Origin of the sequence: Fulvimonas yonginensis, from assembly GCF_037137055.1 — a bacterium.
GTDB classification, from domain to species: Bacteria; Pseudomonadota; Gammaproteobacteria; order Xanthomonadales; family Rhodanobacteraceae; genus Frateuria_A; species Frateuria_A yonginensis.
In genome coordinates this window covers 197,255-211,965 of record NZ_JBBBNY010000004.1, presented here as the reverse complement: position 1 = coordinate 211,965, position 14,711 = coordinate 197,255, and the positions used below count along the sequence as shown (strand labels likewise).

9 protein-coding genes are annotated in these 14,711 nt (G+C 68.6%); 4 read left to right on the top strand and 5 right to left on the bottom strand.

All coding sequences use genetic code 11. From position 1 onward, the window contains the following. Positions 1 to 31: 31 nt before the first annotated feature. From plsB to WAT24_RS08550, 3 genes are all read right to left on the bottom strand, one after another. The gene (plsB, locus tag WAT24_RS08560; RefSeq protein WP_425605282.1) at positions 32 to 2,668 is read right to left on the bottom strand and encodes a glycerol-3-phosphate 1-O-acyltransferase PlsB; all 2,637 of its coding nucleotides are present in this window, start codon (positions 2,666 to 2,668) and stop codon (positions 32 to 34) included. Between the two features lie 97 nt (positions 2,669 to 2,765). Next, on the bottom strand, positions 2,766 to 3,704 hold the full coding sequence (locus WAT24_RS08555; RefSeq protein ID WP_336807428.1) for a hypothetical protein: 939 nt from the start codon (positions 3,702 to 3,704) through the stop codon (positions 2,766 to 2,768). Positions 3,705 to 3,950: 246 nt separating this feature from the next. Continuing rightward, positions 3,951 to 4,829 carry a 5'-nucleotidase, lipoprotein e(P4) family gene (locus tag WAT24_RS08550; protein ID WP_336807427.1) on the bottom strand — a complete coding sequence of 293 codons (879 nt, stop codon included), beginning with the start codon at positions 4,827 to 4,829 and terminating at the stop codon, positions 3,951 to 3,953. A 131-nt stretch (positions 4,830 to 4,960) separates the two neighbouring features. Here WAT24_RS08550 and WAT24_RS08545 point away from each other — a divergent pair, with 131 nt between their 5' ends. Further along, on the top strand, positions 4,961 to 5,995 hold the full coding sequence (locus WAT24_RS08545; RefSeq protein ID WP_336807426.1) for an AI-2E family transporter: 1,035 nt from the start codon (positions 4,961 to 4,963) through the stop codon (positions 5,993 to 5,995). Between the two features lie 152 nt (positions 5,996 to 6,147). Then, positions 6,148 to 8,991: a TonB-dependent receptor domain-containing protein gene (locus WAT24_RS08540; protein ID WP_336807425.1), complete on the top strand. Its 2,844-nt coding sequence runs from the start codon at positions 6,148 to 6,150 to the stop codon at positions 8,989 to 8,991. A 46-nt stretch (positions 8,992 to 9,037) separates the two neighbouring features. Here WAT24_RS08540 and WAT24_RS08535 read toward each other — a convergent pair whose 3' ends face one another. Next, complete coding sequence (locus tag WAT24_RS08535) at positions 9,038 to 10,618, bottom strand: tetratricopeptide repeat-containing sulfotransferase family protein (RefSeq protein WP_336807424.1); 1,581 nt, start codon at positions 10,616 to 10,618, stop codon at positions 9,038 to 9,040. Beyond that, entirely contained in the window at positions 10,618 to 12,600 is a 1,983-nt protein-coding gene (locus WAT24_RS08530; protein ID WP_336807423.1) for a UvrD-helicase domain-containing protein, read from the bottom strand. The genes WAT24_RS08535 and WAT24_RS08530 overlap by 1 nt, the downstream gene beginning before the upstream one ends. Positions 12,601 to 12,715: 115 nt before the next feature. Between WAT24_RS08530 and WAT24_RS08525 the strand changes: the two genes are divergently transcribed. Further along, complete coding sequence (locus WAT24_RS08525; protein WP_336807422.1) at positions 12,716 to 14,014, top strand: NAD(P)/FAD-dependent oxidoreductase; 1,299 nt, start codon at positions 12,716 to 12,718, stop codon at positions 14,012 to 14,014. 57 nt (positions 14,015 to 14,071) lie between these two features. Continuing rightward, the gene (locus WAT24_RS08520; protein ID WP_336807421.1) at positions 14,072 to 14,704 is read left to right on the top strand and encodes a thymidine kinase; all 633 of its coding nucleotides are present in this window, start codon (positions 14,072 to 14,074) and stop codon (positions 14,702 to 14,704) included. The last annotated feature ends 7 nt before the right edge of the window (positions 14,705 to 14,711 follow it).

Here is a 14,711-nt window from a genome sequence, read left to right as displayed (position 1 = left end):
ATAGGCAGCCGGGCACGCCTGCCGGAAGCGCTCAGCCGCCCTTGTCCACGTCCTCGTCGCCGTCCACCGACACCGCCGGCTCGTGCGTGTGCGTGTGGTGTTCGGCCGCCACATGGCGGCGGTGCAGGTCGTCGCTGCCGCTGTCCTCCGGCACGTGCGTGACCGGCCGTGCCGGCGCCGCCGCATCCATGTCGCCGTCGACGCCGGTGATCTTCAGGATCGAGTGGCGCACGTCGCGGGCCAGGATCACCCGCGCGTCGCGCACCATGTCCTCCAGCGCGCGGTCGTAGTCGAGCTTGCCCGCCTCGTCGGTCCATACGATCTTCTGCTCGCGCAGCTTCTGGATGAAGCCGCGGAACAGCGCCTTGTCGAAGAACTCGGGCGCCGACTGCTCGTTGAGCAGCGACAGCCGCTGCGCGGTGAGCGCGCAGGCGTTCTCCAGCTCGCCGGCGGTGATCGTGTGCGGACCGTTCTTGGCCAGCGCGGCAATGGTGATGTAGTAGCGCTCGAAGGCCTGGATCAGGCTGCGCGCGATGGTCTTCAACTGGAACGCGGCGTCGTCCTGGCCCGGGCCGCGCTCGAGCACGCGCCCGTCCGCCGAAGCCTCCAGCAGGCCGCGCCGCACGAAGAAGTCGATGGTGCCCTGCATCTGCGCCACGAAGCCGTCGGAATCCCACGGCAGGAACAGCTCGGCCTGGATGAACGGGTAGATGATGCGCCCCAGCCGCAGCACCGAGGCGCGCGCCATGCGCCGGTTGTTGAGGAAGCAGCAGGCCACCCAGGCCGCGGTGGCGGTCAGGTGCAGCACGTTGTTGCGGAAGTAGGACAGCAGCACCGCCGGCTCGTCGTCGGCCACCAGCACGTCGCCGAGCGGATGGCGTACGCGGCGGATCCAGCCCATCTGCTCGCCGTAGGCGACGATCGCGGGCGGGTCCATCGGTGTCAGCGTGACGCGGTCGGAATAGGGCAGCTCCGAGATCAGCGCGCGCATCAGCTCCAGCTGCGCGAGCAGGTCGCTTTCGGCCATGGCGTGCTTGGGCGTGGCCAGCAGCGCCAGCGCCAGCAGGTTGATCGGGTTGACGTCGGCCGCGCGGTTGATGTTGATCTGGATGCGTTCGGCGAGCTGGTCGACCACCCGCCCCAGCCACTCGGGCTTGGCGTCCGGGTCGCCGGTGGCGGCACGCCATTCGCCGCTGGCCGCATCCAGCAGCGGGGTCAGCTCGATCGGCTCGCCGAAGTTGAGCGCCACGTGGCCGTAGCGCTGGCGCAGCACCTTCAGGCCCTTGAGCAGGCCGAGCAGGGATTCCTTTTCCTTCGGCTTGCCAGAGAGCTCGCCGATGTAGCTCTTGCCCTCCATCAGCTTCTCGTAGCCGATGTAGACCGGCTGGAACAGCACCGGCCGCCGCGGCGCACGCAGGAACGCGCGCACGGTCATCGCCAGCATGCCGGCGCGCGGAGCCAGCAGCCGCCCGGTGCGCGAGCGGCCGCCTTCGATGAAGTACTCCATCGGTACGCCACGGTCGATCAGCTGTGCCACGTACTCGTTGAACACCACCGAGTACAGCGCGTTGCCCTTGAAGCTGCGGCGCAGGAAGAACGCGCCGCCGCGGCGCAGGATCGGCCCGATCACTGGCAGGTTGAGGTTCACGCCCGCGGCGATGTGCGGCACCACCACGCCGGACATGTGCAGCTGGTAGGACAGCAGCAGGTAGTCGGCGTGGCTGCGGTGGCAGGGCACGTAGACCACCTCGTGGCCGGGCGCCACCGCACGGGCCTTGTCGAAGTGATGCATGGCGATGCCGTCGTACAGCTTGTTCCAGAAGTTCGACAGCAGGAACGAGGCCGAGCGCACCACCGGGTGCGAGTAGTCGGCGGCGATCTCCATCACCAGCGCGTGCGCGCGCCGCCATGCCTTGGCGTAGGGGATACGCTCCTTGGCCGCGGTGGCGGCGATCGCCGCGCGCACCGGTTCGGCATTGAGCACCGAATCGACCACCGTGCGCCGGTGCGACAGGTCGGGGCCGATCACCGCGGCGCGGATGCGCCGGAAGTGGGTGCGCAGGACGCGCGCGATCTTGCGCGCGAACCGTTCCGGCTGCACCGGGCCGGCCTCGTCGAGCACCTCGCGCAGCGAGACCGGCGCCGAGAAGTGCACCACCGTGTCGCGGCCGTTGAGCAGCAGCGCCAGCAGACGGCGGAAGCGGCCGACCATCACCCAGTTCTCGGAGAACAGCACGCGGAACCAGCCGGTATCGCGGCTGGGCGCGCGGCCGACGTAGATCGACACCGGCACCACCTGCACGTCACGCGAGGGATGGTCCTCCAGCAGGCGCACCAGCTGGCCGAGCGTGTCGTAGGGCGCGCGCTGGCGGCTGCGGCCGAGCAGCCAGCCGTCGCGCCGCGCCAGCGCGAACACCGAACGGCGGCGGCGGGTGCCGGCCAGCGGCTGCATCGGGGGAGGCAGCCCGGCCTCGCGGCAGGCACGCTCCAGGATCAGCGCGTCGGAAAAGCCGTCGCGCTCGATCACGTAGCACACCGGCGCGCCGGCCTTGAGCAGGGTGGCGGGTTCGGCCGGGTCGCGCCGGATGCGCACCCAGGGCTCGAGCAACTGGCCGGCCAGGCTGAACCACCAGGGTGCGCGGCTGCGGGCGGGGGGTTCCGCGGTCATGTTCTGCATCGGCGGATTGTAGCCGGTGCCTCGTAAAGAGCCGAAGCACCGGGCGGGTTGCAGGGGTCCTGCGCGCAGGCGGTCGCGCGGGCCGTCCTCAATCGTCCGTCGCCACCGTCGCCGCACTGGCGGTGGCGGCCGGTGCCGCGAGTTCGCGGTGCGACCGTCGTACGCTTTCGACCAGGTCCTGGTCGTACCAGCGGCCGTTCTGCAGCACCAGCGAAGCTTCCACCGAAAGCGGCGTGCCCAGCACCTCGTACTCGATGCGCACGCGCGCATACGGGGGGTGGTAGTCCAGCGGCACCACGTGCGCCGAGGCCAGCACCTGGTCGACCGACAGCCCGTACAGCGCCAGTATGCGCTTGAACCCGGCGAACGCGACCGCGTAGCGGCGCATCGCCTGCGCGAAATCCGGTGGATGCAGGCCGTCGGCATCGCGCAGTTCGGGCTCGCCGGCGGTGGCGACCGCGATGCGCACGGCGCGGCGTGCCCTGTCCGGATCGAACCAGGGCGCCTGCTGCGCCCAAGGCACCAGCGCCTGCACCAGCGCGGTGGCATCGCGCTTCTGCGCCTCGCTCAGGCGCGGCTCGTTGGCGACAGCCCGGTCGACGATCGCGCGGCCGATGCCGACCAGCAGCGGCAACTGGTCGCCGTAGCGGGCCTGCGTGTTCGCCAGCCAGGGTTGCAGTTGGGCGTCGATCGCCTCCTCGGCGTCCGGCGCATGGAGCTGGCGCAGGGTGGCGTCGATGGGCGTGGGTTCCGTGGCGTTCGACAAGGGGGCGTCGCCGTGCGCGAGGTGCCAGTCGTCGCGCAGCATGGCGTAGTCCGGCGGCGGCAGCGCGTGCCGCCAGAAACCGTCGAAATCGCCCTCGCGCAGGAGCGCGAGCGACTGCCGCACGGTCGCCTCGGGTGACTCGATGCGGTCGCCGCCGGTCGCCTGGTCGCGCGAGTGGCACGCCGCCAGCGCCAGTAGCGCGAGCAGCAGGAGCAGGCGCCGCAGCGTCCGGCGCGTGGGGTGTCGGTGGGGCGCGAGCATGGTCGAAAGCATGGCGCAGCAGGCGTACGCGGCGCGTCGAGCGCGCGGCAAGCGTTTGCGAGCCTGCCCTACGGCGGCGGGCAAGAAAAACCCCGCGGGCCGAGGCCGCGCGGGGGAAATCCGGCCGGGCCGGAAGGGAAATGGCCTTGCCCGCGTCTGGAGGTCGGCAGGTTTCGGCTGTCCAAGCTTAGTGGCTCTCCGAACTTGAGGCAACACTTGATGTTTGGATAGGCAAGTGCTTGATTTCTAATCAACGTGGAGCGCTTGCATCTTGCGCCGACGGCGCTCCTCGCGCGGTGCCTGCCAGTCGTTGTCGAACAGCGCGGGTTCCCAGCTGCCGTAGCTCGGGTTGGGCAGGACGAACCAGCGCTCGCCGATCCAGTTCAGGTAGGGCGCCACCACCCGCTTGCGGCCCTCGGGCGTGTTCGGCAGCACGTCGACGAAGTCGCCGAGCTGGTCACCGAACTGCATCAGCACGCGATGGTGGCGCGCCACCAGCTGGCGTCGGCAACCCTTTTCCGAGCCGACCTGCTCGCAGCCCTCGACGAAAGTGCCTAGGCCGAGGAAGGACTGCGGGCCGGCGACCGGCAGGCCGGCCGCGCGCAGGTTGGCGAGCGTGGCCTGGTCCAGGTCCTTGGCACGGTTGGACAGGTAGATCACCTCGATCCCGTGCCGCGCGGCGAAGCGGGTGAACTCGACCACCCCGGGCAGCGCGCGGGCCCGGGCCTCCTTGCACCAGGCCGCCCAGTCGGCCTCGTTGAACTCGCTGCCGCTGCGCACCAGGCGCGCCTGGTAGGGGGAGTTGTCCAGCACCGTCTCGTCGACGTCCAGGATCACCGCAGGCTTCAGGCCGTCGGCAGGCACCACGCGGTCGGCCTTGGCCAGCGCATCCCAGTGCGGGTCGGCCAGGGCGGCGAGCAGGCGCGTCTGGGCATCGCGGTAGGTCTGCAGATAGATCAGGTCGTGCTCGATGGCGGTCTGGGACCAGGCCACGGCGTTGAGGTTGTCGTCCGCCGGCACCGCCAGGGGCGCCGGCGCCGGGGCGGCGGGTGGGACATGCGAGGGCTGCGCAGCGCACCCGGCGAGCAGGGCGAGGGCGGCCACGAAGGGCAGGCGGAGCGGCATGGATATCCTTGCGGCGGTCGGGAGGGCGACAGGGTCGCGCCAGTTTACGACAGCCCCGTGGCAACCCCGGGCTGGCGGACGGCCGGGCCTGCTGCGAGACTGGACGCCCCATGCTTCCCCGACGCCCAGGCATGCACTCCGACCCCTCCCGTCTGCGCGAACCCTCCCGCGCCATCCGTATCGCCAGCTACGTGCTCGCCGCCGTCGCGCTGGTGCTGGTGATGGAACTGCGGCTGCTGTCCGCCCTGCTGGCCGGCCTGCTGGTGTACGAGCTGGTGCAGACCATCAGCCCGCTGCTGGAACGGCGGTTGTCGGGCGAGCGTGCCCGCGTCCTGGTGGTGGCGCTGATCGGCGCGGTGGTGGTGGGCCTGCTGATTTTGCTGGCGCTGGGTGCGATCGGCCTGTTCCACCGCGAGATCGGCAACCCGCAGGATATGTGGCGCGAGCAGCTGATGCCGCTGGTGGAGAAGGCGCGCGAGCAACTGCCCGCGGCCCTGGTCGGTTCGTTGCCGGACAGCGTGGACGAGCTGCGCGTGATGGCCACCGAACTGGCGCGCAAGCATGCGTCGAGCCTGCAGCTGGCCGGCAAGGACACCGCCCGCGGCTTCGCCCACATCATCATCGGCCTGGTGCTGGGCGCCATCGTGGCGCTCAGCCGCAGCACCCGCCATCCGCACCAGGTCGGGCCGCTGGCGACCGCGCTGGGCCAGCGCTGTCATCGGCTTGCCGAGGCGTTCCACAACATCGTGTTCGCGCAGATCAAGATCTCGCTGCTCAACACCGTGTTCACCGCGGTGTTCCTGATCGGCGTGCTGCCGCTGCTGGGCATCCACGTGCCGCTGGCCAAGACGTTGGTGGTGGTGACCTTCGTGGTCGGTTTGCTGCCGGTGATCGGCAACCTGATCTCCAACACCGCGGTGACCATCGCCGGCCTGTCGGTGTCGCTGGGCGTGGGTATCGCCGCCCTGGTGTTCCTGATCCTGATCCACAAGCTCGAGTATTTCCTCAACGCCCGCATCGTCGGCACCCAGATCCGCTCCCGGGCCTGGGAGTTGCTCGTCGCGATGCTGGTGATGGAGGCCGCCTTCGGCCTCGCCGGCCTGGTCGCCGCGCCGATCTACTACGCCTACCTCAAGAGCGAGCTGGAAGGCGAGAACCTGCTCTGAGCGCGCGCCTACACCCCGAATCTGACCAATTGATTTTCGGCCGGGGGATGAAGTACACATTGTTTAGCGCACGTTAACTGGACTGGGGAAGTCCGGCCCGAACCGTCGGCCAGGGCCAGCGGCGCTGTTTTTCTATTTTAGGGGAGTAACTCATGTTGAAGACGCCCATTGCGGTCGCCGTGCTGATGGCACTGGCGGCAAGCCCCGCGTTTGCCCACGCGCAAGACGCAGCCGGCACCTCCGTCCAGGATCAGGCCGGGCAATCGAACGAAAGCGCCGACAAGGCGAATGCGAAGCGCTTGCAGACCGTCACGGTGACCGGTTCGCTGATTCCTCAGACGGAGATCGAAACGGCGACGCCGGTCATCACCATCACCGCGCAGGACCTCAAGGTCCGCGGTTTCACGACGGTTGCCGAAGCCCTGCAACAGTCCTCGTTCGCCACCGGCAGCGTGCAGGGCGCACAGAGCTCGGCTTCGTTCACCCAGGGCGCCCAGACGCTCAGCATGTTCGGCCTGCCGGTCGGCTTCGTGAAGTACCTGATCGACGGCCGCCCGATGGGCAACTTCCCGGGGCTCTACAACGGCAGCGATGCGTTCAACAACCTGAGCGGCATCCCGATGGACATGGTCGACCACATCGACATCCTGCCGGGTGGCCAGTCGTCGCTGTATGGTTCGGATGCGATCGCGGGCGTCATCAACATCGTGCTGAAGAAGCACGTGGACGCTCCGTCGGTCGACGCCCGCTACGGCTGGCGCACGGGCGGCGGCGGCGCCGACCGGCGCATCAGCTTCGCGGACGGCTTCAGCGCCGGCAAGTTCAATCTGCTGGCCGGGGCGCAGCTCCAGAGCACCCAGCCGATCTGGGGCTTCGACCGCGGCCCGACCAAGCAGTACTTCACCCACGGCACCAGTGCGCCCACCGCGTCACGCGATTTCCTGGTCTACAGCCCGTTCACCGGCGCCTACTACTTCGAGGATCCGAACAACTGCGCGAACGTGACCGGTTTGTTCGGCGGCACGGAAGGCATGCGCACCCGCAGCGGTGGCCGTACCTACTGCGGCTCGTTCTTCACGCCGGGCTACAAGACCGTCAGCAACGACGACAAGACGGCGAACCTCTACACGCACGCCACGTTCGACGTGAACGACAACCTGCAGTTGTACGGCGACCTGCTCTACAACTACGAGGAGCAGAAGTACTCGATCGGCTCCAACTACATCTGGTGGGGTACCGGCGTGGACTTCGGCGCCTACTACGATCCGAACCTGGACGACTTCGTCGACCTGCAGCGCGCATTCGCGCCCGAGGACGTAGGCGGCTTCAAGTCCATCATGGACAAGCAGTACGAGCATTCCTACATGCTGACCCTCGGCGGCAAGGGCACGTTCGGCCAGTCCAACTGGGACTACGATCTCGCCTTCACCCACTCCGACGACAAGCTGCTGTCGCACAACTTCCAGCGCTTCGCCGGGCCCATCGACAACTACTTCATCCAGCACGTCCTGGGGCCGCAGCAGGGCCTGGATCCGTACTACGGCGCGTACCCGGTATTCACCCCGGACTACGCGGCGTTCTACCAGCCGATTTCTCCGGCCGATTTCGCGAGCTTCACCGGCTACACCGACACGCACGCGAAGACCTGGGACAACATGCTTCGCGGCCAGTTGACGAATGCGTCGCTGTTCTCGCTGCCCGGCGGTGACGCCGGCATCGCGGTCGTCCTCGAGGGTGGCAACCAGGGCTGGTCCTACGTGCCCGACCCGCGTCTGCTGAACGGGGAGGTCTGGGGTACCACCGACGTCCAGGGCGCGGGTCACCGCTCCCGCTACGCTGCCACCACCGAGCTGAGGCTGCCGCTGCTGAGCCAGGTCACGCTGGACGCGTCCGGCCGCTACGACAACTACAAGGTCGGCGGCGAGAACGTCAATCACGGCACCTACAACCTGGGGCTCGAGTACCGTCCGTTCGAGTCCTTGCTGCTGCGTGGCCGCTACGGAACCGCGTTCAAGGCGCCGACCCTGGCGGACGAGTTCCAGGGCCTGAGCGGTTACTACAGCTTCGTGCCCGACTACCTCAACTGCGCGCGCATGGGTTACGACCCCTCGAACATCTCGAACTGCCCGGCGCCGTACGATTCGACCCAGTTCTTCGGTCAGCAGGCGGGCAACAGGGATCTGCAGCCGATTACGGCCAAGGTGTGGAGCTACGGCTTCGTGTGGGCACCCATGTCGCAGATGTCCTTCAGCGTGGACTATCTGCACTGGGACATCGACAACGAGGTGAACACGCAGAGCGTTGACCAGCTGTCGAACACGGAATACCTGTGCGACATCGGCACGCTGGACATGAACTCGCCGACCTGCCAGAACGCGTTCAGCCAGATCACCCGCGGCACGTCGACCACGCCGGGCCTGCTGGGCCAGATCCAGCAGATCTATACGCCCAAGGTGAACGTGTCCAATGAGCAGGTCAATGCGATCACGGCCAGCTTCAGCTATGTCCAGGACATCGGCCGTTTCGGCAAGCTGGCTTTCGCGACCTCCTACAGCGACGTGCTCAAGCACACCACCCAGACCTACCCGACCGATCCGAAGGTCGACGTGCTCCGTCACCCCGCCGCCTATCCGAACGGGACCGACTTCAAGAGCAAGGTCAACGGCTCGCTGACCTGGACGCCGAACGAGACCTGGAGCGCGACCGTCTACTTCAACCGTTACGGCAGCACGCCCAACTATCTGGCCTCGGCGCTCGACAACTACACGGACGAGGGCACCGGCCGGTTGGCACCGTGGATCCTCTACAACGCCAGCGTGACCTACAACCCGACCAGGAAGCTGGCGCTGTCGTTCCTGGTGAACAACGTGTTCAACAAGATGCCGCCGCTGGATCGCAGTTATCCGGGCACCACCGGCTCTCCGTACAACGACAACAACTACAACGTGTACGGTCGCGCCATGTACGTGGAGGCGCGTTACCAGTTCGGTGACTGACCGCCTGGCGACGAAAGACGGCCGCCGCTCCGGCGGGGCCGTCTTTTTAATCGTCTTCCGGCACCAGGCCGGCATGCCGCAGCAGTTCCCGCACGGGCGCCAGTTGCGCCCGGTATCGCTCCCAGCGCCGGATCGCGGTGCGATAGATCGGACTCCTGACCTGCACCGCGCTGGCCGTGGCGACGGGTGCCGGATTGTGTTCGAACCGCAGGCAGGCCTCGTCCCATGGCAGTCCGCAGTGCTGCAACAAGGCGCGCGTGCCCGCCTCCTGGTCGTCCACCAGCGACTCGTACCGGACTTCGAGGATGCGGTCCGGAAGCACGCGCCGCCAATGTGCCATCAGGCGATCGAACAGGACGTAGTAGCGGCCCGTGTCGAGCAGATCGAACGAATAGTCGTAGTACGGTGAGGTCTGCGCGAAGAGCTGCCGGAAATTGCTCAGGCAGGTATCGAGCGGATCGCGCCGCAGGCAGATGATCCTGGCCTTCGGCAGTGCGCGCGCGATGAAGCCCGCATAGAGAAAGTTGTGCGGTAGCTTGTCCACGAAGCGCGGCTTCGCGCCCGTGGCGGGCCGGGTACTGGCGACGTAGGCCTCGCCCAGATGCCGGGGGGCGATGCGGCGCGCGCGCGCGATGGTGTCGGGATCGAGCAGATACGGGGTCGGACTGGCGGACAGGCGCTTCAAGACGGCGCCGAAGTTCTGCAGTTCGCCTGCCGAGTGCACATCCGGATGGCTGGAAAGGATGCGCTCGACCAGGGTCGTGCCCGAGCGGGGCATGCCGATCACGAAGATGGGCTCCTCACACGGGAAGCCGGACGCTTCCTGGCTGGGCTGGGAAAAGGCGCGCATGAGGGCTTCGAACAAGGCCTCGTCACGCCGTGCCGCGTACGGGCGCGAGGCCCGCCCTGCCGCCTTGCCGCGGACGAGATGGTCGAACGCGGCCGGGTAGTCCCCCAGGTCCTCGTACTCCTTGGCCAGGGCAAGGTGGAGGTACATCGCCCCTGCAGGATCGGCACTGGCTTCGGTCAGCAGGGAGCGCAGGCGTTCCAGATGATTGCGCTCGCGGGTCTGGTGACGGAGCTGAGCCAGCGTCAGGTGCGCCTTCCAGAATGCGGGGTCCAGGGCCAGGCATGCTTCGAGTTCCTGCTCGGCGCCCTGGGTATCGCCGGCGAAGACCAGCGAGGTGGCGAGGTTGAAGCGGTAATGGGCGGCGCCCGGCATGCACGCGGCAGCCCGGCGGAACACCGCGATGGCCCGTTCATGCGCATTCGCCTGCGTGTAGACCACGCCGAGGGTGTCCAGCGTGATCGGATCGGCGGGCGCCAGCGCGAGCGCGCGGTCGGCCGCCGCCACGGCGTCGCCAGGCATCCGCGCGATGGACAGGGCCTTGGCGAGTTGGGCTGCGAAATCCGCGCGTCCGGGATGGAGCTCGACCGCCTGGCGCAGCCATCCGATCGCCGGCACGAGCTGCTGCATCTCCAGGCAGGCGATGCCCGCGACGTAGTGCATGCCCGAGCGCGCCAGCGGCGCCTGTTCGAGCGCGCGCAGGGCAAGCTCGCGTGCTCTGGGCCAGTCGCGCCGGTTGAAGGCGGCGGCCGCCTGATCGGCGAACGTAGGTTCGCCCATCATCCGCCTCCCGCGAGCATTGCGGCGATGCGGGCCATGTGCGATTCGGCCGTCTCGCGCACGATCTCCTTGTCCGCTTCCGGGTCCTTGCCCTGCCAGTGCAGGTCGCCCTGCGGCAGTTCGTGCAGGAAGCGGCTGGGCTGGTTGCCGTGGACCTCGCCGTAGCGGCGGGTTCTGGCCGACCAGGACAGCGTCAGCAGTTCCTTGGCGCGGGTGATGCCTACGTACATCAGGCGCCGTTCCTCGTCGATGCGGCCTTCGTCGATGGCCCCTTCGTGCGGCAGCGTGCCTTCCTCGCAGCCGACGATGAAGACGAAGCGGAACTCCAGGCCCTTGGCCGCGTGCAGGGTCATCATGCGCACCGCGTTGCCGGGCTCGTCGCGGTCCGCGTGGCTGAGCAGAGCCAGCTGCGCGGCGAGGTCGCCGGCGCTGTTGCCTTTCTGCATGGCGCGGAACCAGTCGGCCAGTTCCTGCAGGTTGGCGAGGCGCCGGTCGCGCAGGGCGGCGTCGGGTGTGCTGGCGGCAAGGTGCGCCGCGTAGCCGGTGCGCTTGAGGAGGGTCTCCACCAGGTCGGCCGCGCTCTGGTGCAGCGAGGCGCTGCGCAGTTCGTCCAGCAGCTCGGAAAAGCCGGCCAGCGCCGCCGCCGGGCGTGGCGTGAGCTGGCGCAGCACGGCGTCGCTGCGGGTGGCTTCCAGCAGCGAGCAGTGCCGGGACTGCGCGAGCTGGCCGAGCTTCTCCAACGTGGTGGCGCCGACTTCGCGCTTGGGTACGTTCACCACGCGCAGGAAGGCCGCGTCGTCGCTGGGGTTGGTGAGCAGGCGCAGGTAGCAGAGCAGGTCCTTCACCTCGGCGCGGTCGAGGAAGGACAGCGCGCCGGTGAGGTGGTAGGGGATGCGCGCCAGGCGCAGCGCCTTTTCCAGCGGACGGGCCTGGAAGTTGCCGCGGTAGAGGATGGCGATGTCGTGCCAGCGCGCCTTGTGCTTCTCGGCCAGGGTGGCGACGATCGCCGCCACCTTCTCCGCCTCGTGCTCGGCGTCCTTGCATTCGAGCACGCGGATCGGCGCGCCCTCGGGATGCTCGCTCCAGAGCTTCTTCTCGTGCACGTGCGGGTTGTGCGCGATCAGCGCGTTGGCCGCGCGCAGGATGCGCCTGCCGCAACGGTAGTTCTGCTCCAGCTTGATCACGCGCAGGTTCGGCCAGTCGCGGCCGAGCTGCTCGATGTTCTCGGGGTTGGCGCCGCGCCAGGCGTAGATCGACTGGTCGTCGTCACCCACGCAGGTGATGCCGCCGCGCTCGCCGGCCAGCGCCCTGAGCAGGCGGTACTGCGCGTCGTTGGTGTCCTGGTACTCGTCCACCAGCAGGTAACGCAGGCGTTCGCGCCAGGTGTCGCGGCACTCGGCGTCGGTTTCCAGGATGGAAAGCGGCAGGCGGATCAGGTCGTCGAAATCCACCGCGTTGAAGGCGGCCAGGCGCTGCTGGTACATCTGGTAGATCGTGGCCGCCTCCAGCTCCCGCGGGCTGCGCGCGGAGGCTAGCGCCTGCTCGGGCGAGAGGCCGGCGTTCTTGGCGCGGCTCAGCAGGTTGCGCAGGCCGAACAGCACGTCGGGCTTGGCGCCCTTGGGAGCGAGCTCCTTGACGATGCCCTCGCTGTCGTCCGCGTCCAGTACGGAGAAACCGCGGCGCAGCCCCGCGCGCGCATGCTCGATCTGCAGGAACCTCAGGCCCAGCGCGTGGAAGGTGCACACGGTGAGCGCGGCGGCATCCTCGCTGCTGACCAGCTTGCCCACGCGCTCGCGCATCTCGCGCGCGGCCTTGTTGGTGAAGGTGATGGCGGCGATCTTCGCGGCGGCGAGCTTCCGCCGCTGGATCAGGTGGGCGATCTTCTGCGTGATCACCGAGGTCTTGCCGGAGCCGGCGCCGGCCAGCACCAGCAGCGGGCTGTCGCAGTGTTCGACGGCGGCCAGTTGTTGCGGATTGAGCATGGAACCGGAAGCAGGGGCAGGCGGAGCGCGATCGTAGCAGAGCCGCTCTCCCACGCCCGGGCGCATCGGCCATAATCGGCGCACGCGTGCCGCCCAGGCACGCCGGGGAGGTGCGATGGAGCGGGAGACGGCGATCGAGCGGTGCGACGTGGCGGTCATCGGCGGCGGGCCGGCCGGCAGCACGGCGGCCGCCCTGCTGGCGCGACGCGGCTACCGGGTGGTGGCGCTGGAGAAGGAACGCCACCCGCGCTTCCACATCGGCGAATCGCTGCTGCCGATGAACCTGCCGCTGTTCGAGCGCCTGGGCGTGCTGGACAAGGTGCACGCCATGGGCGTGTTCAAGGCCGGCGCGGATTTCGAGGCCGACAACGAGCGCGGCTACAACGTGTTCTCCTTCGGCCGCGCGCTCGGCGACAGCCCGCCGCACAGCTACCAGGTGTGGCGGCAGGACTTCGACAAGATGCTCTACGACCACGCGCGCGAGTGCGGTGCCGAGGCACGCGAAGGCCACGAGGTGCTCAAGGTCGAGCAGGCCGGGCCGCGCGAAAGCCGGCTCGAGGTGCGCACCGACCAGGGCCGCCACTACCGCATCGAGGCCCGCTACGTGATCGACGCCAGTGGCCGCGACGCCTTCCTTTCCTCGAAGAGGAAGCTCAAGCGCAAGAACCGCCAGCACCAGAGCGCAGCGATCTTCGGCCGTTTCGCGGGCGCGCAGCGGCGCCCCGGCGAGGATGCCGGCAACGTGAGCATCTACCGCTTCGAGCACGGCTGGATGTGGATGATCCCGCTGCCCGACGGCTGCATGAGCGTGGGTGCGGTGTGCTGGCCCGACTACCTCAAGCGTCGCCGCGGCGATGCGCGCGCGTTCCTGCTCGAGACCTTGCGCCTCAACACGAGCCTTTGGCAGCGCCTGGAGGGCGCCACGCTGGTCGACGAAGTTCGCGTCGCCGGCAACTACTCGTACGACTCGACGCACATGGCCGGCCCCGGCTGGATCCTGGTCGGCGACGCCTTCGCCTTCCTCGACCCGGTGTTCTCCTCCGGCGTGTACCTGGCAATGGAGGGTGCGGAGCGGGCGGTCGGGGTGGTCGACGGCGCATTGCGCGAACCGCATCGCGAGGCGGCGCTGCAGCGCGCGCTGGAGAAGCGCCTGCGCGCGGGCATGGCGCGTTTCGCCTTCTTCATCTACCGCTTCAACGAGCCGGTGATGCGGCAGATGTTCCGTTCGCCGCGCAACGTCTGGCAGCTGGAGCAGGGTGTGATCTCGATGCTCGCTGGCGACCTGTTCGATGCGCCGGCCGTGCTGCGGCGGCTGCGCCTGTTCAAGCTGATCTACGCGATCGCCGCGCTGCGCAACGCCCGCCAGTGGTGGGTCGGCCGCCGCCAGCGACTGGCGCAGGCGCGCGCCGGCTAGCCCGGCGCGCCTACAATGTCCCGTTTCCGCTGACCGATCCGGCCCTGCCGACGCCTCATGGCCAAGCTCTATTTCTATTACTCGGCAATGAATGCCGGCAAGACCACCACGCTGCTGCAGAGCGCGTACAACTACCACGAGCGCGGCATGCGCACGTTGATCCTCACGCCCGCGCTGGACGACCGCTTCGGTGCAGGCGTGGTCGCCTCGCGCATCGGCCTGAAGGCGAACGCGCGTCGTTTCCACGGCGGCGAGGACCTGTTCGCACTGGTGGAGAAGGACATCGCCGACCGCGGCGCGCTGCACTGCGTGTTCGTCGACGAGGCGCAGTTCCTGAACAAGGCGCAGGTGTGGCAGCTGTCCGACGTGGTCGACCGGCTCAGCATCCCGGTGCTCGCCTACGGGCTGCGCACCGACTTCCGTGGCGAGCTGTTCGAGGGCAGCCGCTACCTGCTCGCCTGGGCCGACAACCTGGAAGAGATCAAGACGATCTGCCATACCGGGCGCAAGGCGACCATGGTGGTGCGCGTGGACGAGCAGGGCCGTGCGGTGACCGAGGGGCCGCAGGTGGAGATCGGCGGCAACGACCGTTACGTCTCGGTGAGCCGCGCCGAGTTCAAGCACATCACCGAGGGGCGCGGCCGCATCGAGTTGCAGCAGAGCGTGCTGCCGCTGGACGACCGGCCCTGACGCTCGC